This window comes from Candidatus Woesearchaeota archaeon, assembly GCA_003695435.1.
Lineage (GTDB): Archaea > Nanobdellota > Nanobdellia > Woesearchaeales > UBA11576 > J101.
Genome location: RFJL01000030.1, coordinates 1 through 20,085 on the forward strand (window position 1 = coordinate 1; position 20,085 = coordinate 20,085).

Genomic DNA, 20,085 nt, shown 5'->3' on the forward strand with positions numbered 1-20,085 from the left:
CTTATGGTTTTTTTGAGGATCATTCAACCATTCCTCTTGCGGCAGCCCTTCCTTTGGGTGTTGCATTTCTTGCACAGGCAGCATCATTGCTTTACCGCTTCGCTCCAACAAAGAGAACGACTCAGAGAGAACTTCTGGACATTCCTTTATATACTGCTCAGAATATCTAATCATTAACTACTATTTTTGATACTCTTTGAAGAACGCTCACTTCTCACCACACTATTCTGGAATAATCCCGACACTAAGAAAACATCTCGACAAAAGATGCGAATATGCCGAACACCTATTTGAAAAATCTCGACAGACGTCAGGAGAGATCCAACAACAAAATCACTCCCCCCAATGCACACATTTAAGAAACACCCCCTCATAAAAAAATCATGGCCAAAAAAATTGTTAAAGAAATAAAGTCTCAAACGCTCACCTTGATGGTTGCAGCGCTTGGTTTTGTTGCCGCACTTGTGTGGAAAGACGCAATTACTGCCTGGCTCAAACCCCTTTACGCAGATGCTGCAGGAGCAGCGGGGCTCACCTGGGCAGCAATCATCGTAACCGCAGTTACCGTTGTTGTAACTATTGTGCTCACTCAGCTTCTTGGTGAAAAAGAGTAAGGAAAAACAAAGAACATAGGCAACTAAATCTTTTAGTCATTTCTTACATTTTATAATCTTTTCATGCGAAGAGACACAACGCCACCGTGCCTAAAAAATACACCATTTGTGTATACTAGTAGTAGGTGTCGGTAAAAACCCAGAAGACCTGCCCAAAACCACCTCTGAACCCCTCGATTAAAACATTTTTTTGTTCCCCCTTGGTTCTTCATTTCAGACCCCCCAAACTCGTTTTGAAAAAAATGTCGGGAACATCCCAAAGAGTACGGCATCATCCCAGAATCGTTTGAAGCGTTATGGGATAATCCCAGAATTTGAAAAAAAGTCTCAAAATCAAAAATCGGGATAATCCCGAAAATAATTCAAACATGCAAAAAGAGAAAAAAAACAGCCAAGAACACCCTACGTTTCACCCTTTGAAACAAAGATCTTCGCGTAAAACGTCTTAAAACAATTCTGCTAAAAAAATATAATCAAAAATTACTTCTTTCTCGTCGAGAAATGCAGTACTACACTACTTTTTTATACTAATAGTGTAACCCACCATATCAACAATCTTCGCCATCATGGCGACAAAGAGAAAACAAAAACAAACAAAAAAAACAAAAAAGAGGTGATTGAATTCAAACAGTTTAATTTGAAAAGTGTGGAAGCAAGCATGAATCCAGATTCAGAAGAGCTTGCAAAAGTCATCATGGCGCGTATCGGATTAGAGCCCAAGAAAAAAGGCGCCACTGATAAAATGCACCGTGTTCTTTTAGAGCTTTATGAGCGTGCAAAGATTGCACATCGGACCAAGCGTCCTGAAGAAGCAGTGATGACCGTCGAGGAGATGGGCTATCACGCAGGAATTACAAGACAAACCATGTATGATTACCTTAAACGGTGGACGAATCTTGCAATTATCACCAAGACGTCTTATATCACACAAGGAAAAGTAGTAATTGGATATAGGCTTAATGGATCCACTCTTGAACAAGCATTTGAGCGTGCAACTGTTCAGATTCAGCAAAACCTGCAATTAACGCACAAATACATTGTTGAACTGCAAAGACTCATCAAGAACGAGAAAATTTCTCAAGCAGCAAGGCAACAAAATCTTGAAACCCGCCAAGAAGGTACGATTGTTGCTTAAATTTTTTTATCATTTTTATTGGAACACGGAAGAAAAAGACCGACAACATGAAGAAAGCAATCAGGCTGTAAACGAAAAAAAAGAGTCGGCGTTTGCGGTCGTTGATGTCGGAATAATAGCGACGCCATTCGGTAAAAAAATGTCGGGAAAAGAACAAAATCACAACACAAAAAGTGAGTTTTTTCACCTCCACAACCGACAAGATACTTTCCCTACAACCCTAACCAACCCCTCCAAGAAAAACTTACCAAAAATATCCCATACAACAAGCAAAAGGACTAACCTGAGCACCGCTTTCCTTATACATCTCAAGTAACAAGAAGGTTTTTTGAAAAAATACCAGAATCAGAACACAAAAAGTAAGTATTTACTTCAACTTCTTTTTCATTAGAGTGATAAGTTCATCAAGATCTCTTACGGCATTCATCTCTTCTTGAGAGATAAGCAAAGTGAGTTTTTCTCCTTCTTGTTTGTACACGCAAGGATACTTTCCTGGAGGGTGGTGTTTTTCAAACTCATCCTTATGTAAAAACTGTGCATCAAGAGAAGAAATAAACGCTTTCCAACGCGCTTTCATACTTATCGGACCGTAGGTGATTTTGCACAGGTTACACTCATAGGTTTTAGGCGATACCACTTTGTGAAGGGTGTCTTTAACTGTATTAAAAAAACCGCTATCCGCGTTGTAGACAAAAAGATACGTAGTCATACGCTCGATCAGACAGCGCCTGTTTATATTCCTTGCTTTGAAGTAAGCTCCACTACGACCTCAACATGAGGTGTGTGAGGAAACATATCAAACCCTTTGATGCTTCTAAGAGTGTAGAATTCTGCCATTTTCTCCAAATCTTGTTTGCAAGAGTGAGGATTGCACGACACATAGATGATCTTGCGTGGCTTTTGCTCACACAGCAGTTTGATCGTTCTTTTGCCCAAACCTTCTCGAGGAGGATCAACGATGACAAGAGGATCCTCTCCTGGAAGTGTCGGAGAAGTATACAAATCAACGCATTCAAAGTGAGCGTTAACACCATATGCTCTCGCGTTTTCTTGTGCATAGTTAACTGCTTGAGGTACTACTTCTATGCCAAAGAGTTTTTTTGGAGAGCAGTAAATGCCAATGCTTCCCATCCCACAGAAGAGATCCACCACTTCATCGCTATCAACAAGAGACTTAATATGGTCGTAAAGCAGTTTTGCTTGGAAGGGGTTTGGTTGTACAAATCCATTGAGTGGCACCTTGAAAACATACTCCCCAATGTGCTCAATATAATATTCATTACCTTTGATGACTTCAAGCTCTTCACCCATGGAAATATCTCCCACACCATCGTTAAACGTAAGTGCGATGTTGGGAACGTCTGTTAATGCTTCAAGAATGGCGTGAATATACTCGCGTCCCTTTGAGGTACAACAAAAAATCATTGCGAAATCATCGCCAGATCCCCTTATCACGACGTATTTGAACACACCTTCTTTTTTGACAAGATCAAAAGAAGGTAGGGAATGTAAAAACGAAGAGTGTTTTTTGAGAATGTGTTCTTGTGCAAAAATCGGACATTCTTCTATGTCCACGACAAATTTCCAGGAACCTCGTTCTCTGAGACCTATGCTATTGCGATGCATCACATAGTCCATGCGATTGCGATAATGTGTTGTTTTAGGGGATGGGATGACCTCCACAGGTCGCTCAAAAAGAGTGCTTAACTTACTTGCTTTCCACTTTACTTGTTCTGCGTACTCTAAGTGTTGCAAAGCACAACCCCCACAAGTCCCAAAATGCCTGCAAAAAGGTTCAACTCTGTGTTTGCTGGGTTTGAGTATGTTAGTTGGTCTGCGAATTTTTCCAAAGCGCTTGCTTTCAACCTCTTCTCCGGGGAGCGCGTACAGAATTTTCATGTTTCCTGCAACACCCTCTGCTTTGCTGTTGAGTTGCTCTATGCGCACCATAGCAGAACCTAAAAACAGGTAGATTTAAAAAGGGATGTTTTGGGCGTTGATTGTATGACCCCCCTCATGAATGAAACACTACGCGACATCATAGATGCAGCAGTAGCTATTTTACCAGCGTCTTTTGATCGTGAAAACGATCTTGCAGCACTTTATGATCTAGAACAAGGACATTCGAAAATGGTTGCAGGATATAATCACAGCGAGGATATGTTTGATCTTACCTATGCATTGGGAGAGGGGCTAGTTTCTCTTGTTGCCTCAAGCAAAAAAGTTCTAGTGGAAAACGATCTTGCGAACAACCCCTTTGTAAAGTATCTTAATAAAGGAGAATATGCAAGAAGAGAGGTAAATTGTGCGTTGTTCATTCCCCTTGCATATGAACAGGAACTCCAAGGAGTTCTTGAATTTGCCTCACGCAAGCCTTTTTCCTATGAGCTTGCAGAGAAACTCCAACCAATTACTCGTCTTGCTTCAAGAACGCTTTACGAAGCGCACCAAGCAAATGCTGCAAAGAGAATTCCCGACCACCTAGTTCATGAGTTAAGAACACCCCTTACTTGCGTGTATGGTTATGCGCAGTTGCTTGAAAGCGAAAAAGCCCATACGCAAGATTTTATTCAAAAAGTAATTGAATACACCCAAAGAATTCTGGCATCTTCTCAGCGTGCTTTGGATGTCATCGAATACTCACGACTTATCGGCCTTATTGAGAGAGGAACGCTTGTTCCCGAACGCAAGAGTGTTTCTGCTCTCTCACTTCTTGAAGAAGTGTTAGAACAATTCTCACTTGAAACTACTGCACAAGTACATGTTTATCGACCTTATGGATACAATCCTAAGATTTTCGTAGATCCTCACCTTACAGGTCAGGCACTTACAAAAGTTATTGAAAATAGTTTTGACTTTGCTCTTACTACCCTCGATATACGTTTGGAAAAGCCCAATCCCTCTCTTGACAATTTTTCTGATGAGTCTATGGTAGCCATTCGTATTCGTAACGATGGACCAACAATCACAGGTTCACAAAGGGAAAAAATCTTCAAGAAGAATTATACAGGTAAGAAAAACGGAACGGGCTATGGATTGTGGCATGCGCGTGAACTTGTTCGTTGTAATGGTGGTGAGTTGGTTAATGTTCCTATTCTTGGGGGGGCACGATTTGATTTCTATCTCCCTCTTGCAAATGAGAACGTAGTTGAAGACCCACGAGAAGAACAATCAGTGCAAGAGTTTCAAGAAGACTTGCAGATTTATTGAATCTGTTTGATTAAGAAGTTGTTGGAAAAAGTATTGAAAAAAATTATTCAAAGAATTGATTGAGCAGGGTGTTTTTATATTGTTGTTTAATGTCTTCATCAATAACAACAATCTGTTCTTTTGCTTGACGATCTCTGAATTCTGCATCCATTTTGTAGAGTTGCATTTCTTTGACGTGTTCTTTGTGAATAGGAACTCCTTTATCAACAAGAGAGATGATAACTTCTTGAGTTTTCTGAGTGCTAAGACCTGCTTTGCGTGCTATTGATGATAGATCTGCAAAAGAATCGTAGGTAAAGAGCACAAGGAATGCTTTTTGTTCTTCTTTGGTGAGTTTTATGGAAACTTTGGTTTGTTTAACGAGTTGTGAGAGCATAAAGTGGATTTGTGACATTTTCTCATCAAGCTTATCTACACGTCCTTCAAGATCTGCTAAGTAGTCGGTGATGTTTGCAATCTCTTCGGTGTTTTCATTGATTGCAATGAAATGGTCATCTAGTTCATCTTTGATTTCTAAGAAATGGGATTTGACGTTGTCAAATGATGCTTTAAGCGCTTCATCTAATTTTACTGCTACCTCTTTTTTCATGTGTTACTACCCCCAATCATTCGCTGTGTATATGGCGTATTTAAGCCTTATCGTAGCGTAACTCCCCCCTCCTTTATATAAGTTTCCCTTATTTCCGTTTGTTCCCTTTGACAGATTTTTGTGAGTACAGAACAATGCCGGGGAAAAAACAACCAAACCCCACCCTGGCACGCAAGTTCAAAAAAAGTCCCACTCCACATTCAAGAGAGCAAGTTACCCAAAAATTGTTGAGAAAAAATGAGTAACGCGCTCAAGAAAACTTGAGAAAAACCCTCTAGGAACATCATCTTCTTCCCGAGAGGTTTGATCCGGTTTTGAAATAACATCAGAAACTCCCTTGGTATCTTCTCCTGTAGCACCCTCACTCCTTGTAGAATCAAGTTCCTTATCAGCAACTTCATCATCTCTTGTAGTTGTTGCGCCTATTTCATCCTCTTCGACCGCTCCATTGGAATCTTCTACCGACGAAGATGCATTAAAGGAAAGAGTGAATTGTTTTTCAAGCACGTAGAGGCCATCGTCAGTGTCAACATTAGCAATATGAGTGATGGTCACATCTTCTCCATCTTCAGAGCGTACGAAGTATTCGTACACTTTCGTCTCACCCACAGGTAACGTCAACTCTGCAAACCGCGTCCCTGTGATTTTAACAGGGGAAGGCGCTTCATCAATGAGCTCTACTTGTTCAAGTTCCTTCATATCAAGATTTTTTGCATAGACTACGACATAAGCCTCATCCCCATCAACGTCTACCTCTTCTCTGAATTCAAGGAGTTCTTTGCGAGGAGTTACGGTGAATGTTTTCGTGATTGTTTGTGTCTGCGTGCCAGAAGTTACTTCAAGAACTACCACGTAGTCTTTTGAAGCATCCACTTCTGGTGCTTTGAAGTGTTGGTCGAGAATTACCACACTCTCCCCCGCATCTATGGAAAGCGTTTTCTTGTAGATGTTGATAAATGCATCAGAAGAGAGTTCATAGGTTACAAGAACATCCTCGTCAAGAAGGTTCTCAAGAGTCGCTTTGACTACGTAGTCTTCAAGCTCTTTTACCATATCCGGAACTTCAATTGTTGCTACTACGTCTTTTGAAAGAACGGTGATGTCTTGGCTAAAGACTGAGTTGATGTCAAAGTCCGGAAGTTCTGCATGAGCGCTGATATTCATTTTATATTCGCCATCTGCAAGGGCTTGGAATGTAAAGGAATAACTTGCATCATCTCCTGGCTCAAAAGTCTTGTCGAGCCTGAGTTCATTATCCACTTCAATCCACCCGGACGGTTTAGAGATGAGCTTAACTGCAGAAGGATATGAAAGAACAAGGTCATTAAACTCAATAACATCATCTCCGGTGTTATCAAGGGAGAGTTCAAGGTCAAAAAAATCATTCTTTTTAAGCGTCGTATCGGAATAGTCCATATCAAGTTCATAAGGAAGATTCACACTGATGTCAAGAACGTTTGATTGTACTTTGGAAGCTTTTGCGTTGATTGTGCTTGTAACTTCTGCTTGTACTGAGAAGTCAGAAAACTCTTCAAGCTCCAACGTGGTGATAATTTCTTTTTCCTCTCCAGGATCCAGGTTTCCTTGCCACGTTACAGTATTCGCATTTTTAACAGCAGTTGAGGAAAGTACCTCTACTGTTGATGGGAAGTTCATGGTGAACGTTACACCTGTTGCAGCGGAGTTTCCTTCATTAGTGATTGTGGCAGTTATTTCAATTTCTTGATCAATATCTACTCTCTCATCATCCGCTTCAAGTTCTACGTTAAGTTTAGGTGCAAGATCTGATATAGTAAGCTCGATGAGGTAACGCGTTCCCTTCTCTTCATCCTCTACCGTATCGCCCACAGCTTCAAAACAAATGTCAAATTTTTGAATAACTTTGCATTCTCCTTTGTCAATTTGTGTCCATGTGCCAAATGCGTTCCAAGAGATGCGCTCGGCAGAAGGGTAGTAATCAAATTGCATTTGTTCGCCTTCAAGGGTGAAGAATTCGTTTTCAAGTTTCTCGCCCTCAAAAAGAGTAGTTGCAACGACCGCGTTTGTGCTCAGAATGCACAAAATGATGAGAATGTAGTAGGTCAACCTCATGGTTGTTAGTAGTTTTTCAACTATTTTTAATCTTTTCCAGTCTCACAACGGTGACATCTGCACGAGAAATCTTTTTTGTTTGATGGGGAAATTGCTTTTTGAGTTGGATGTGAAGAGGTAGTTGAAGAGTTATTGCGTAGTTGTTGTCTTTTGCCCACGCTTTTACAAAAGATAGTGTGGATGTTTTGTGAACTGAATAGATGATTGGTGCGATGTTCTTTGCGCACTCTAAAAAGAGTTTGTCTGCATGCTCCTTACGTGTTCCAAATGGAGGATTTTGTAGGACGATATCTGCTGTGATATCCACGTCGCAAACATCTTGTTCCAGAATAGTATAATTGTCGTCAAGTTGTATGCGTGCAAGGTTCTCTTTGAGATCACAAATCGCATCAGGGTCTTTTTCAACAAAATACACACCTTTTGCGCCAAGAAGATACGCTCCAATTCCTAGAATACCTGTTCCAGCCCCAAGGTCTGCAACGATGTTATCTTCAATGTCCCCTCGCATGTACGCAGCCCATAAGACTGTTGCAGCCGCTTCAGAATCCGTGGGGTATTGTTCTAGAACCACTTTGGGCGAGGTAAATGTTTTGAGACGTGAAAGTTCAACGGCAAGTGATTTTTTGGAGATATGCATAGTAAGAATACAAGAACGGTGATTAATAAACTCAATAGATTTTCAAGCGGGTTTCAAAAGCAGATATGATGCGCTTGATGCGCTCCGAGATATGGTTTGACCTGAACATCACTCGAAGAGTTGCTATGAGAAAATCAAACCCATAAGCTTTATAAAGCACTGCAAATCCAGGAAGACATATGGAAATCAACGTTATTGAAGATAAGAAAGGCAGACTCGTCTTTGAACTTCATGGAGAAGGTCACGGGTTCTGTAATGCGCTTAAATCAGCACTCTGGCAGCAAAAAGGTGTTAAGGTTGCAGGATACAACGTTGATCACCCACTCACCGGAGTTCCTACGTTTGTTGTTGAAGCTGATAACCCTAGAGCAGCGCTCAAGGCAGCAGCAGAGCAACTGAAAAAAGATCTTGACGAGCTTGCAAAAGAAGTAAAAAAGCTATAATTGTTCTTCTTGATTTTCTGCGAGCCACGATTAGAAACTCTACAAAAAGCCACGTTTAGATCTTTTTGTGAAAAAGAACGTTTGAATGGTTACTTACCAAATCTTCGTTCTCGTTGTGAGAATTGTTCAAGAATCTCAAGTAAATCTTCTTGTTCAAACTCTGGCCAGGTTTTCTCAATGAAAAACCATTCGGAATAAATGCTCTGCCAAGCAAGGAAATTAGATGTTCTGTGATCTCCCCCTGTTCGAATAATGATGTCTGGCTCTGATGATAGGTAGAGCTGTGATGCAATGAGCTCTTCACTTATTTCTTCATCTCTAATGGTTCCCGCCTCTATCATGCGTCCAACTTTTTTAACCGCATCAACAATTTCTTCGCGTCCGCCGTAGGCAAGAGCAATGTTAAGTGTATAACGATCAAACTTTTGAGTAAGCTCCTTGAGTTGGTCTAGTCTTTTAACAAGATCTTCTGGAAAGACTTGTGCGTAGCGACCAATAGGGTTGATGCGAATGCGACGCTCAAAAATAAGTGAATTTTCTTCAAGCGCTTCGTCAACAAAGGAAGAGAAGATCTTCATTAAGTAATTGAACTCTGTTTTTGGTCGGTTACGGTTTTGCCAAGAAAACGCGTAGAGTGTAAGCTCCGTAACCCCCAATTCACAACACCACTCACATAGATTCTTTACCTTCTGTGCGCCGTATTCATGACCTTCCCAAGGATTTTTGAGGAGTCTTTTTGCAAATCTGCGATTTCCATCCAAAATAACTGCGACATGCATTCATATACCACCCGATTAAGTCTTTTTCAACACCCCTCATTTATAAATATTATTTAAAAACCCACAACTTTTATAAACCCCCTTGGAGGTCTGCACATACAGAACTCAACCTATTCCCGCGAACTAACGATCCCGTAGTGGACGATTAGGAGGGAGGAGAGATAATCATGGAAGCAAAACAAGTCAAAGAAGCATTATCCAAGCTTAAAGAGAATTCTAAGAAGCGTAATTTCACTCAGTCCGTTGAATTGATTATCAACCTTAAGGATCTTAACATTAAGAACCCTGATGAACAAGTGGACCTTTTCATTGATCTTCCGCACAGTCCTGGAAAAGACATTAAGGTCTGTGCTCTTGTGGGACCTGAATTAAGAGAACACGCAAGCAAAGTCTGTGACAAAGTAATCTTTGTTGATGACTTTGCATCCTATACTGATAAAAAAGACATTAAAAAACTCGCAGAGGAGTATGATTACTTTATTGCTCAGGCAACAGTGATGCCAAAAGTTGCTCAGACCTTTGGGCGAGTCTTTGGACCAAGACAAAAAATGCCCAATCCCAAAGCAGGACTTGTCGTTCCACCAAAAGCAAATCTTGAGCCACTTGTAGAGCGTCTAAGAAGAACTGTGCGTGCCCGAGCAAAAACGCATCTATCAGTGCAGACACTCGTCGGAAAAGAAAACCAAAACGAAGACGAGCTTGTGGAAAACATCCTTACAGTGTACAACGCAGTTGCGCACAAACTTCCTCGAGAAGAAAATAACATTAAGAACGCTCAGCTCAAACTAACGATGAGCAAACCGGTGATGATCTGATGGTACAAGAGAGAAAGAAGAAAATTGTAGCTGAATTTGCTCAGCTTATGCAAGAGTATCCTGTTATCGCAGCGGTAAACATGGAAAACCTTCCCTCAAAAACAGTTCAGAGAATGAGAGAGTCTCTTCGAGGAAAAGTTATTTTAAAAATGACGAAGAGGCGATTGCTCAATATTGCAATTGATGAAGCTGCAAAAACCAAACCAGGTCTTGAAAAACTCAAAGACTACCTTAAAGGTATGCCTGCAATTATGTGCACTCATGAAAATCCTTTCAGCCTTTACAAAACACTTGAAAAAAACAAATCAAGTGCACCCATTAAAGGAGGACAAGTTGCTCCTAATGATATTATCGTTCCTGCAGGACCTACCGGATTTGCTCCAGGACCAATCATTGGTCAGTTAGGACAGTTCAAAATCAAGGCAGGAATTGAAGGCGGTAAAGTAGTCATCAAAGAAGACTCTCTTGTGGCTAAGGAAGGTGACGTCGTGGGTGAAGAACTAGCAGGTATCCTTACCCGTCTAGGAATTGAGCCCATGCAAATTGGAATGACTATTACTGGCGCTTACGAAGATGGTATGATTTATGATAAAAACATCTTAAGCGTTGATGAACAAGAATACCTAGATAACATCACTCAAGGTCATCGCTGGGCATTTAATCTTGCGATGGAAGCAGGCATCTTTACTGATGCGACCACTGAACTCATGGTACAAAATGCGCATGCTGATGCGCGAAGCTTAGCTCTTGAATGCAACATCCTTGAAAAAGGAGTTGTTGAAGAGATCCTTGCAAAAGCGCAACGACAGGCAAACGCGGTACAACAACTATCACAATAATCGGAGGACAAAAAAATGGAATACGTTTATGCTGCAATGCTTATCCACAAAGCTGGTGGAAAGATTGATGAAGCTTCAGTAAAAAAAGTGCTTGAAGCTGCTGGTGTCACTGTTGATGAAGCAAGAGTAAAAGCTCTTTGTGCCGCTCTTGAAGGAGTAAACATCGACGAAGCTATTGAAAAAGCTGCTGTTGTTGCTACTCCCGTTGCTGCTGCACCTGCTGCAGGAGGAGATGCTGGAGCTGCACCTGAAGCTAAAGCTGAAGAAAAGAAAGAAGAGAAGAAAGACGACGGCGCAGCTGCTGCAGGTCTTGGCGCTCTTTTCGGATAAATCCGAATTAAATTATTTTAAACTAACCTTGGCATGAAGGCTCTGCCTTCCTCTGCCACTGCTTATCAATGACGCAAGAAGAACAACAAACAACACAGGAAGTTTCCGCTCCTAAAAAAGAGATTGAGCTTCCTCAAGTAGAAGTAGAACAGATTTCTGATCTTACTGCTCTTAAGGCTAAAGTTAAAGAGGCTTTTGAGAAAAAAGAAGAATTATTCAAGAAGCGTCAAGAACTTCAAAAACAGGTTCGCGAATACCTAACCATTCTCAGAAAAGCAAAATCACGTAGGAATAATTATACTAAACAAGTTCAGGATGCAAAAGCACGCAGAGAAGAGCTTAACGAGCTTGTTAAAGAAAAAACAAAGGAGTTAAGTGATCTTAAAAAACAAGCGCGTAGCATTTCTAAAAAAACCGGAGTGAAACTTGACCCCGCTAAGATTAAAAAACAGATTGAAGATATGGAACTTCGTATAGAAACTGGCGCGGTTTCATTTAAAGATGAGCAAAAGTTGATGAAACTTATCAAAGAGAAGAAAGCGCAACTTGAAGAGCTCAAAGACACCTCTGAGATTTTTGAGCAAATCGCGCAAAAAAGTGCTGAGCTTGAAAAACTCAAGGCAAAAGCTGACGAGATACACAAAAAAATTCAGAATAAAGCTAAGACATCTCAAGAACAACATGAGGAATTATTGTTTGCCTCTAAAGAGCTTCGCAGATTGCGCCCTATTGAAGAAGAACTTGAAAAAGAGTTTCTTCTAGCCAAGGCAACATACGAAGCGTATCGCAAGCAACTTCCAGAAGAAGAACGTATCCCTTCTAAGAAAAAACAATCTTCAGCTAAACGTAAAGAAGATGCAAAGGTAAAAGAAGAACAGAAGAAAAAAGTTGAGGAAGGCGCTAAGAGTGTTGAGGAAAAACTCAAAAAAGGTCAAAAACTCACTACGGAAGATCTTCTTCTTATGCAGGCTGCGGGTAAGTAAGCGCATTCGAACAAACACTAAAAGAATAAAAGGTTCTTCAACGGTTTGAAACACGTGTTTAGAAAGGAATCTTCCACGTGAAGAGATTTCCTTGTCTTGGATCTCCTTCTTGTTCTCGACGAAGTTTCTCCTTATACTCTTTTGATAAAGGAGCGCTCACATACGTTGTAGGAAATGTTGACCATTCTTTTGCAAGTTCTCGCGCAAACGCAAGTACTTTTTTACTACTTCTTGCATTTCTTCGAGGGGTGAAATGAAGCGGTGTGCCTGATTCAAATCCTTTGTCATGATTCCAGATATAATGCTGAGGCTTGCGATAAAGGGAGTTTATGAATTCTTGAACTGCTTGTTCTGGTACTTGTCGTAGTCTGTCGCGAAGGTGACCTTTGGGGTATTCGTTGAGTCTTTCAACAAGCGTTATTGTGCGTTCTAACTCTTCGCATTGTCTTTGTGCTTGATCGCGTTGTTCAGGTCGTGATGCGCAGTGCACTGCACGTCTATGAGCATCGAGGTTTTTTCGTGAGAGCTCTCCTGCAAGGTTAAGAAGACTAAACCCATTAGTTGCGTTGTACGGAAGAGGTGCTTCTTCTCCTGTTGCAAAACGTATGATGGTGAAAAGTTGGTCCTCTAGAGAGACTTCTTGTTGGATCTCACGCACTCGTTTTTTGAAAGTGTAAAAGTGATCACTTCTACGATTGCTTGAAAGACAGGTTGCAATACTTAGCGTCTCACTGAATTTTAAATAAGGATAAATTAGATTAAAGGGATGCTCTCTTATTGCGTAGTAGCAGTGTTCAAGAATTTTTGGAAAGTACTTGCGCGTATAAAACAAGGAAGGTTTTTTATCAGGATTATTACTTAATTCTAGAATGAGCTGGTAGGTATCTTGTTGATACGTTCTTTTTTTTGGAAGAGGTCCTGAACGCGCATATGCTACAAAGACTCGAGGGGTTGGTTGTAGGCGGTCTCCTCTGTTCATAAGGAGGCGTAGAAAAAACGTCTATAAAAACATGAGTGTGAAAAAGTATTTAGATTTACTCTGCTGCTTTTGAGCTTTCAGCGTATCCACACTTGCCACAGTGGCTTCGTGTTTTTTGAGCGCTCATGTTATAGCCCGGTCCGCATTTGGGACAGACCTTGTTTTTGAGTTTTCCTGATTCGTATTGTGTGTGAACTTGACGATTTCTTGGTTTTCCTTTCGCTTTTTTTCCCATGTTTAGTCACCCTTTTGTTCTTGAGTTTCTGCTTCTTCTGCGGGTTGTTCTTCTGTAGCTTTTTCTTCTACTGGTTCCGCTGCTGGAGCTTGAGCTTGTTCTTCCTGTGCGGGCGTCTCTTCTTCGGGTCTTTCATGTTTTTTGAGGAGGTATTCGTTTTCGAGCTTCTTAAGTTTTTGTGGGTCTTTGTAGATGTGTGCAATAACTTTAACTGCTTGGCTTCCAAAACGTGGAAAGATATGCTTAATGATGATGTTCTCCCTGCTTACTTTGAGTTCTTTTGCGAGGGAATCTTGAATAGTGTGTCGTGAAGGTGTTGGACCTTCGTTCTCAACAAGAGCAGTTACTCGTGTGCGTCCTAAGAGTGGTGTTTCTCGTTGTTTTGTGATGTTCATGTTATCGTACCTTTATTGCATATTCGCCTGCGCGTTTGATTCCTACTTGTTGTGCTACGAAGCTTTTTTCAGGATCTGAAACGTAAATCCTCCCGTGTGAGCTTGTCGCAGTTTGGTTTGATCCACATAAGGGGCATTCTGCAAGTCCCGCATCATAGAGTGCTCTACAGCTCTTGCATACTTTTTTCTTAGCCATTATTCTTTTGCCTCAGCTTGTTTGTTGCGTGCTTCTTCAATCCATTCAAGTTTGCCCAAGTGTTCTTGCCTCATGGTAAGGCCTAGTTTTGGAGAGGTGGGATCTTTGTAGGATACTGCGATAAGTCGTGCTCGGCATTTATCTCCCACTTTAAGTACACGCCCAGATTCTTTTCCAGTAAGGACTTTCTCCTTGGAGAAGGAGACAAAATCGTCCATGGTTTGGGATACGTGTACCATTCCTTCGATCGGACCGATTGAGAGGAATGCTCCGAAGTCTGCAATGTCTTTGATTTTTCCAATGAGTACTTCTTGGAGTTCTGGTTTGAAGGTGAGGAGGGTGAATTCACAGTCGTAGTATATTGCACCATCTCCGGGAATAACTTTTCCTTCACCTACTTGATCAAGTGTTGCAACATCAATAACAACGCCAAGCTCGTTTGAAATGTACCCGTCGTATTTCTTTTTAATACGATTGATGATTGCTTGATCGCGTTCTATATCAAATTCTTTTGGAGGTACGCGAATGTGGTCTTTGACTTTTATTTTGTAAAACACTGTTTTTCACCGCTATATGAGCTCTATTCGTTTTTTCTGCCTCATTACGATAAGGCGACCGTTCTTTGCCTTTATTTTAGCCTTTAACTCCTTATCTTGAGTAGCTACGGCAAAATCCGGCCCTGTTACGGTGTTTACGATCAACTGATCGACATTTAAAAGCTTGTCGGTTTTTATGGGAATTGCAGAAGATTGCTTGAGAATATCAAATCCAAGTCTTGCAGCGCGTCTTTCCGTAGGGCTTCCGTGTTCTATCAAATACTCAAGTTCATCAATTGTTTTATCAATATATGAAAGAGTGCAAGGGCCCGAAACTGCTTTTTTAATCTCTTCTACAATATCAATATGGAACTGAAACGGGAGTAACCAAAAATTTGTGTCAATGATAACAGTAAGCATAGGAACTCAACAATGTAAGAATATAAAAAAGGTAGGGTGAATAAACCCCAACCCCTTTTTGCAGTGTAGCCCCTTAGTGCTCATAGGCAGCTTGATAGCCGCGCATGAATGCCTCCTCTTGCGCAGAGATTTCATCCTGGTCGAGAAGGTCCTCATAGTCGGTGTAGAAGTCGTCGCTGCTAAGGACATCCTCTCTTACTTGTGTGTGTAAGAGTCGCCTCATAGCGATCACCCCCTTTCAACCCTATACGATAGTAAGGCATACCAAGTATAAATAGTTTACCAACGCGCTTAAAAAGAAACCTACAAGTAGTGTAAATTACCTGTGCTTTGTGAATGCCAAAATCATCTCTTTATTCCTCACTTCTGGATGGAACAAAACACCATAGATCTCTTTGTCTTGGTGTTTGATTGCTTGAGGAATCTTAGACTCTGTAAAAGAGATGAAATCTTTAGGCAGTGTTGCGTACTTGTTGTGCAGATGATAGACTTCTTGCTCGCCGCGTAATCCTAAGAAGGGGTTTACGAAAGTTTCTTTGTAGTATCCTATTTCGGTCTGCTTTTTGAGCTGTGCTCCAAAGGATAGGCAGATCATCTGGCAACCCGCGCAGATACCAAGAATAGGAATGCTTGTTGAGCGTATCCATGAGAAGTCTAGATCAAGGTAATGATCGTCTTTCAAGGACGTTCCGCAGATGATAATTTTATCACACGCGCTCGAGGAGGTGAATTGATTGAATGGAATTGTTTTGAATGCAATACCTTCTTTTTTGAGAATGTCTTCAACAGGTTTTACAAATTCGTAGAAGTGAAGAGGCTCTTTACAAAGATTCAAGATGAGCACACCACTCATAGATCCACCTCCATGCGCCACGAATTTCCCGAACCAAATATTTTTTTGTCTTTGATTTCTAGTGGTTCTTTGAAGAGCGGGCAGTACAGCACAAAGCTCTCAAACTCCCCCCCTTCTCCCGCAGGATTGATATGAAATTTTTCTTGGAGATCTCGTACTTCTTTGATAAACGTTGAATTAATTTCTCTTCCCAACCAGGTTTCATCCAGAGGATATGCTGCTACACCTGTAATGATGACTTTGAACCCAAAGCGCAGTAGATCTTCTAGGAGTTCAAGTTGATCTTTTTGCCAAAGAGGGTTAAAGCATTCAAGGTTGAGCTCGTTGCAGATGTTCTGTATGCGTGATGCTTGGTAGACTGATTCAACTGCGCCGGTAACCACACCTTCAATACCAAACTCTTCTTTTGCCTTTTTTATTGCTTCTTTGAGATCTTCAAGCTCGGTTTCTTTCTCCCCCCTTGTATTTTGGAGAATGAGGGGGAGGTTCATTGATTGTGCTTGTTTTGCTACTTTAGTTATTGAGGGCGTGTGAAACATGTAACTTGCTTCATTTGCTGAGGAAAGAGTGATAAGACAGGAAAGAGTGTATCCCTCTTTATGTGCGAGATACGCTGCAAGTAAACTATCTTTTCCTCCCGAACATAAGACGCCTAATTTCATCTATGATGTTCTTTAAGATGCTTCTTAATAAACTCATCTATATCCAAGGAGCAGATGTGCAGGAGAGTGCTTGTGTTAAGCAGAGTGACAAGATTAAACTAAAAGAATGAACTATGAACGACAAATGAATTATCGCGCATTCTTGGAGATGATAATCATTCTCTTTCCGGAAGAAATGGTAACTTCGTCGTCTTTTGCGATACCTGCAAACTTCCCTATTAACTCAGGTACTTTAAGTTGTCCTTTTGAGTAACTTATGGACGTTACGATTTTGGGTATGTCTTCATCCTCACCTTCCACTTTTTCTGTGCTGTGGAATGATTTTGTAGCGTCATAGAGGTGTTTTGCGATTTTATTAGCAACATCAATTCCTGTTGCTTCTGTGATTCCTTGAATCCCTGGTGAGAGATTTACTTCAATTACCTTTGGTCCTTGGGGACCTTTGAGAATATCTATGCCACAAATATCTAGTTTGAGTGCTTTTGCTGCTTTAACTGCTATTTGTTTTGTTTCAAGATCAAGTTCTACTTTTTCACCCTTTGCACCAGCATGTATGTTTGATCTTTTTTCGCCTTCAAGTGCTTTGCGTTTCATTGCAGCCACTACTTTTCCTCCGACGACAAATGCGCGAATATCTTCTCCGCCAGTCTCTACAAATTCTTGCACAATTACTGGTTGGTTGAGTGATGCAAACGCGTCAAGAATTGATTTTGCTGATGAAACACTCTCGGCAAACGTTACTCCTTTTCCTTGCGTTCCTTGGGGAAATTTAATAACTATGGGGTAGGAGACTCGATCAAGAATACGTTTTGCTTCTTTGGTTGAACTTGAGATGTATGTTGTAGGCATGGGAACTCCTGCCTGATCAAGAACAAGTTGGGTAAGCAGTTTATCATGACCTGTGGTGAATGCGTAGTCAGGAATAGGAACATAGGTTTTTTCTTGAAGAACACAAGTTACGCTGCGAAGAATTTGTACATATTTGAATGAGCCTTTAAGGTACATGCAATCATAGTCGGGAAGTGGCTTTCCTTGGTAGAGCACTTCAGGTCCTTTTGATGAGAGTTTTACTTCAACTTCTTTGATGTTGAGTTCATCAACATCTGTGAAATATTTCCTCATTGCTTGCGCTGTGATCTTGCTGCTCTTTGATCCTAAAGAGAGAAGTGCTGCTCGCATTTAGTCCGCCTCCTTTGCTGGATCAATGAGAAAGTCATTGATTAGAATATCTTGACCAATAAGTACAGGATATTTCATGTGAGATCTGTCTGCAAGAGTGAATCCGTTAGAGAGTTGTTTTCCTTTGATGTTGATGTGTGCTTGAACAATTGGTCTCACACCAGTTCCTGAAGCTGATTTTACTGTTGTTGAACGTAAGATGGGTCCGAGCTCAAGGTCTGCTGCGAGTCTGATGTCAACTGAGCTTTTTGTTGCACCTGTGTCTATTCGTGCAAGAACTGTTTTTTTCTTTCCAGAGGGCCCTTTGAGTGTTACGCGTTCAATAAGTCCGATAACGGTTTTTCCGGAGTATTGAACCGTGATATCTTGCCCCGAGCGTAATCTGGGAAACATATTCTCACATCTCTGGCAGGGGTTTTTATAGGTTTCGAGTATGAAAAAGACCTAAAAACGCTTTAAAAAGTTTGAAAAGGACAATTACCACGTAAAAATCAATTTTAAAGACTTTTAACGCTTTATTCAGTTCAATTTAGCAGGAAAGGAGTAATTCTTTTGCACGCTGTTTTCCTATCGTTAGAATAAACGATGCAAGCTTTGGTCCCCTGTCTTTTCCTATGAGAACCTTGTAAGCTGCTTGGAAAAATTCTTTTATGTCAAGATTGGCGTTTTTTATAAGAATGTAGAGTTCTTCATGAAGGGAAATTTCATCCCATTCTCGCTCATCAAGTTTCTGAGCTACTTGATGTAAGACTTCTTTATACTCTTGGGGAATATCTACAGGTCCTGGTTTGCGTACTTTGAAGATAAATTCTTCACTTGCGTGGTGGTCGAGCCAGTTCTTTGCGCAACGCGCACGTTCTAAAAGTCGTTGTTTATCAAAGTCGTTTTGAAGTTGTGATGCGAAGTACTCTATGACTTTTTCAACTTCCCCTTCATGTATTTGGATAATTGTGGTGAGGTGTCTAAATCCTGGTTGATATGGTATTGAGGGTTGTATGTCTTTTATCTGACAGAGTTCGTAGATGCGTTTGTATTGGTTGAGTTTTTTCTCATCCTTCACTTTTTCAATACCATAGTATTGACGTTCGAGTTTGTCATAGTCTTCATAGATTTTGATAACATCAGTATCAAAGCTGATGGAAAATTCTGCTTGAGGTCTTGTTCCGACGAAAAGGTACATAACTAGCTCAGGAGTGTATACTTCAAGGAGGTCTTTCATCGTGGCTCCTTTTCCTGAAGAGCTTGATATTTTTCCTCCAGACCCTTTCATACCTACGAAGTTGTAGAATGTATAAACGGGAGCTTTTCGATTAGAGACAAGTTTGACAATTTGTTTTCCAGTATCATAACTTCCTCCTGGAGTGGAATGGTCTTTTCCTCCCGGTTCATAGCACACGCCGTAATGCGCCCATCGCATTGGCCAATCAAGACGCCAAGGAAGTTTTACAATAGGTGTTTTTCTAAAATCTATAGTGTTTCTAAACCCTGTTTCTTCACACTCGTATTCAATAGTATATTCTTCGTCGTAAGAGAGAACTTTTGTAGTGTCTTTTCCTGTTTTTTCCGAGTACACAGTAAGAGGGAACCAAGACTCTGGAAGAGGTTCTTTGCGAAACTTGTCAAGTATTTTCTTTATTTCCTTTCTTTTACGTAGATATTTTCTAATGTCTTCTGCGTATTCTCCTGATGTTTGAATCTTATGTTGCCTTTGATATTCAACGGGAAAATTAAATACGCGCAATGTTTGTTCCGCTAATTGCATCCAATGCTCTGCATAGCTTTCGTGACACTCCCCAAAAGGATCTGGAACTTGCGCATTAGGAAGACGTAAGTACTGTTTCCACGATTCTGGAACGTTAGAAGGTACTTTTCTGAATGCATCGTAAGAATCCCAGGAATAAATGAATCTCGTTTTTTTTCCGAGTCTTTCAAGTGATCTGCGTACGAGTTCAGAGGTGATAAGCTCTCTAAAATGACCCACATGCACCATTCCAGAAGGCGTTACACCTGATGCTACGGTGTAGACTTCTTCATCAGGGAATTCTTTGATGACTTGCAAGGCTGCATAATCTGCCCAGTGGTACGGTTGTGGGTTTTGATCCATATGTTTGTTAAAGAGCACATGCCTTTTTTAAACCTTGTGAGAAAGAAGAGAAAAGAAAAAA

At 40.8% G+C, this 20,085-nt stretch carries 26 protein-coding genes; 9 read left to right on the forward strand and 17 right to left on the reverse strand.

Annotated features, from left to right (window positions below):
• Positions 1–383: 383 nt before the first annotated feature.
• The 3 genes from D6774_01915 (at position 384) to D6774_01925 (ending at position 2,065) form a co-directional block, all read left to right on the forward strand.
• Positions 384–614 carry a hypothetical protein gene (locus D6774_01915; protein RME78165.1) on the forward strand — a complete coding sequence of 77 codons (231 nt, stop codon included), beginning with the start codon at positions 384–386 and terminating at the stop codon, positions 612–614.
• Between the two features lie 613 nt (positions 615–1,227).
• Positions 1,228–1,749, forward strand: a complete 522-nt coding sequence (locus D6774_01920) for a hypothetical protein (GenBank protein ID RME78166.1) — start codon at positions 1,228–1,230, stop codon at positions 1,747–1,749.
• Complete coding sequence (locus D6774_01925) at positions 1,742–2,065, forward strand: hypothetical protein (protein RME78167.1); 324 nt, start codon at positions 1,742–1,744, stop codon at positions 2,063–2,065. The genes D6774_01920 and D6774_01925 overlap by 8 nt, the downstream gene beginning before the upstream one ends.
• A gap of 51 nt (positions 2,066–2,116) precedes the next feature.
• Here D6774_01925 and D6774_01930 read toward each other — a convergent pair whose 3' ends face one another.
• The gene (locus tag D6774_01930; protein RME78168.1) at positions 2,117–2,458 is read right to left on the reverse strand and encodes a hypothetical protein; all 342 of its coding nucleotides are present in this window, start codon (positions 2,456–2,458) and stop codon (positions 2,117–2,119) included.
• Between the two features lie 23 nt (positions 2,459–2,481).
• Positions 2,482–3,699, reverse strand: a complete 1,218-nt coding sequence (gene rlmD / locus D6774_01935) for a 23S rRNA (uracil(1939)-C(5))-methyltransferase RlmD (protein ID RME78169.1) — start codon at positions 3,697–3,699, stop codon at positions 2,482–2,484.
• Between the two features lie 54 nt (positions 3,700–3,753).
• Between rlmD and D6774_01940 the strand changes: the two genes are divergently transcribed.
• Complete coding sequence (locus D6774_01940) at positions 3,754–4,959, forward strand: hypothetical protein (GenBank protein ID RME78170.1); 1,206 nt, start codon at positions 3,754–3,756, stop codon at positions 4,957–4,959.
• Positions 4,960–5,002: 43 nt separating this feature from the next.
• Here D6774_01940 and D6774_01945 read toward each other — a convergent pair whose 3' ends face one another.
• From D6774_01945 to D6774_01955, 3 genes are all read right to left on the reverse strand, one after another.
• Entirely contained in the window at positions 5,003–5,548 is a 546-nt protein-coding gene (locus D6774_01945) for a hypothetical protein (GenBank protein ID RME78171.1), read from the reverse strand.
• 213 nt (positions 5,549–5,761) lie between these two features.
• Positions 5,762–7,639 carry a DUF11 domain-containing protein gene (locus D6774_01950; protein ID RME78172.1) on the reverse strand — a complete coding sequence of 626 codons (1,878 nt, stop codon included), beginning with the start codon at positions 7,637–7,639 and terminating at the stop codon, positions 5,762–5,764.
• 16 nt (positions 7,640–7,655) lie between these two features.
• The gene (locus tag D6774_01955; GenBank protein ID RME78173.1) at positions 7,656–8,276 is read right to left on the reverse strand and encodes a DNA methylase; all 621 of its coding nucleotides are present in this window, start codon (positions 8,274–8,276) and stop codon (positions 7,656–7,658) included.
• 179 nt (positions 8,277–8,455) lie between these two features.
• Between D6774_01955 and D6774_01960 the strand changes: the two genes are divergently transcribed.
• Positions 8,456–8,719, forward strand: coding sequence for a DNA-directed RNA polymerase subunit L (locus D6774_01960; protein RME78174.1), 264 nt, complete (start codon positions 8,456–8,458; stop codon positions 8,717–8,719).
• A gap of 89 nt (positions 8,720–8,808) precedes the next feature.
• Here D6774_01960 and uppS read toward each other — a convergent pair whose 3' ends face one another.
• Positions 8,809–9,498 carry a di-trans,poly-cis-decaprenylcistransferase gene (uppS, locus tag D6774_01965; protein RME78175.1) on the reverse strand — a complete coding sequence of 230 codons (690 nt, stop codon included), beginning with the start codon at positions 9,496–9,498 and terminating at the stop codon, positions 8,809–8,811.
• Positions 9,499–9,665: 167 nt separating this feature from the next.
• Here uppS and D6774_01970 point away from each other — a divergent pair, with 167 nt between their 5' ends.
• From D6774_01970 to D6774_01985, 4 genes are all read left to right on the forward strand, one after another.
• Positions 9,666–10,313, forward strand: a complete 648-nt coding sequence (locus D6774_01970; GenBank protein ID RME78176.1) for a 50S ribosomal protein L1 — start codon at positions 9,666–9,668, stop codon at positions 10,311–10,313.
• A complete protein-coding gene (gene rplJ / locus D6774_01975) occupies positions 10,313–11,152 on the forward strand; it encodes a 50S ribosomal protein L10 (protein ID RME78177.1) in 840 nt (279 codons plus the stop codon). Before D6774_01970 ends, rplJ begins: the two co-directional genes overlap by 1 nt.
• A gap of 15 nt (positions 11,153–11,167) precedes the next feature.
• A complete protein-coding gene (locus tag D6774_01980) occupies positions 11,168–11,482 on the forward strand; it encodes a 50S ribosomal protein P1 (GenBank protein RME78178.1) in 315 nt (104 codons plus the stop codon).
• Between the two features lie 68 nt (positions 11,483–11,550).
• Entirely contained in the window at positions 11,551–12,465 is a 915-nt protein-coding gene (locus D6774_01985; protein RME78179.1) for a hypothetical protein, read from the forward strand.
• A gap of 58 nt (positions 12,466–12,523) precedes the next feature.
• Here the strand turns inward: D6774_01985 and D6774_01990 are convergent, their stop codons facing one another.
• From D6774_01990 to lysS, 11 genes are all read right to left on the reverse strand, one after another.
• Complete coding sequence (locus tag D6774_01990; protein ID RME78180.1) at positions 12,524–13,444, reverse strand: hypothetical protein; 921 nt, start codon at positions 13,442–13,444, stop codon at positions 12,524–12,526.
• Between the two features lie 55 nt (positions 13,445–13,499).
• Positions 13,500–13,679 carry a 30S ribosomal protein S27ae gene (locus D6774_01995; protein RME78181.1) on the reverse strand — a complete coding sequence of 60 codons (180 nt, stop codon included), beginning with the start codon at positions 13,677–13,679 and terminating at the stop codon, positions 13,500–13,502.
• Positions 13,680–13,681: 2 nt separating this feature from the next.
• Positions 13,682–14,074 (reverse strand): hypothetical protein, encoded by a 393-nt coding sequence (locus D6774_02000; GenBank protein RME78182.1) that lies wholly within the window; start codon positions 14,072–14,074, stop codon positions 13,682–13,684.
• 1 nt (position 14,075) lies between these two features.
• The gene (locus tag D6774_02005) at positions 14,076–14,270 is read right to left on the reverse strand and encodes a DNA-directed RNA polymerase subunit E'' (GenBank protein ID RME78183.1); all 195 of its coding nucleotides are present in this window, start codon (positions 14,268–14,270) and stop codon (positions 14,076–14,078) included.
• A complete protein-coding gene (locus D6774_02010; protein RME78184.1) occupies positions 14,270–14,827 on the reverse strand; it encodes a DNA-directed RNA polymerase in 558 nt (185 codons plus the stop codon). Before D6774_02010 ends, D6774_02005 begins: the two co-directional genes overlap by 1 nt.
• Before the next feature lie 12 nt (positions 14,828–14,839).
• Entirely contained in the window at positions 14,840–15,226 is a 387-nt protein-coding gene (locus D6774_02015) for a hypothetical protein (GenBank protein RME78185.1), read from the reverse strand.
• A gap of 319 nt (positions 15,227–15,545) precedes the next feature.
• A complete protein-coding gene (locus D6774_02020; protein ID RME78186.1) occupies positions 15,546–16,079 on the reverse strand; it encodes a hypothetical protein in 534 nt (177 codons plus the stop codon).
• On the reverse strand, positions 16,076–16,741 hold the full coding sequence (locus tag D6774_02025) for a diphthine--ammonia ligase (GenBank protein RME78187.1): 666 nt from the start codon (positions 16,739–16,741) through the stop codon (positions 16,076–16,078). Before D6774_02025 ends, D6774_02020 begins: the two co-directional genes overlap by 4 nt.
• A 129-nt stretch (positions 16,742–16,870) precedes the next feature.
• Positions 16,871–17,920, reverse strand: a complete 1,050-nt coding sequence (locus D6774_02030; protein ID RME78188.1) for a RimK family alpha-L-glutamate ligase — start codon at positions 17,918–17,920, stop codon at positions 16,871–16,873.
• On the reverse strand, positions 17,921–18,313 hold the full coding sequence (locus D6774_02035; protein ID RME78189.1) for a hypothetical protein: 393 nt from the start codon (positions 18,311–18,313) through the stop codon (positions 17,921–17,923).
• A gap of 136 nt (positions 18,314–18,449) precedes the next feature.
• Complete coding sequence (gene lysS, locus D6774_02040) at positions 18,450–20,024, reverse strand: lysine--tRNA ligase (protein ID RME78190.1); 1,575 nt, start codon at positions 20,022–20,024, stop codon at positions 18,450–18,452.
• Between the last annotated feature and the right edge of the window lie 61 nt (positions 20,025–20,085).